Raw genomic sequence first — 647 nt, 5'->3', positions numbered from 1 at the left:
TTGACGCCCTGCCCGACTTCGGGATTTTTGGCATAGATCAAAATCTTGCCGTCAGGTGAGATCCGCAGATAGGCGTTTGGCTTAAAGTCGGCGGCCGGATCGGTCGCCGCGGCGCCCGTCTTCGGCGTGCCCAGCATGATGGCCAGCACTAGCCCGGCACCTGTCGCCCCGCCCCATTTCAGAACTGCGCGCCGGCTCGATGATCACCAACCACCTCACCGTCAAGGGTTTCTGGGGCTCGCGCGTCTCAAGCGAGATGGCTGCCAACGAAAAGGTCCGCCTGATCACCGAACTGGTCACGCTCGCTGCCCAGGGCAAGATGAAGCTGCCCTCGGGCGGAGAGTTCAGCCTCGACAACGTCACCGACGCGGTCAAGGCCTCGCTGACCCCGGGCAAGTCCGGCAAGATCCTGATCCGGCCCTGACCTGCTGCATGATGAAAGCGCCCGCGCCGGATGCCCTCCGGCGCGGGCCTTTCCTGAACTAGCTACCGCCCGACCTGTTCCTCCAGCCGGTCGGTTGCCGGCGGCGGCGTCCGTGACAGCGCGGCGATCCGGGCATGCAGCTCCGGCGTCATCTCGACCTCGACCGAGGCCAGCGACGGCTGCAGCTGCTCCACAGTGCGCGCACCGAAGATCGGGCTGGTCA

Annotated in this window: 1 protein-coding gene; it reads left to right on the top strand. The window is 65.8% G+C overall.

The features are described from left to right. Positions 1-199: 199 nt before the first annotated feature. The gene (locus M1V25_RS10275; RefSeq protein WP_498843226.1) at positions 200-424 is read left to right on the top strand and encodes a hypothetical protein; all 225 of its coding nucleotides are present in this window, start codon (positions 200-202) and stop codon (positions 422-424) included. Positions 425-647: the final 223 nt, after the last annotated feature.

This window comes from Candidatus Nebulibacter yamunensis, from assembly GCF_024208055.1.
Classification (GTDB): Bacteria; Pseudomonadota; Gammaproteobacteria; order Francisellales; family Francisellaceae; genus Caedibacter; species Caedibacter lacustris.
Note: the sequence above shows the minus strand (reverse complement) of the source record. Positions and strands in the feature narration are given on the sequence as shown.

Bases quoted from the DNA above. Each gene is read 5' to 3' on its own strand.
- M1V25_RS10275 (WP_498843226.1), top strand. From the start codon at position 200: ATGATCACCAACCACCTCACCGTCAAGGGTTTCTGGGGCTCGCGCGTC.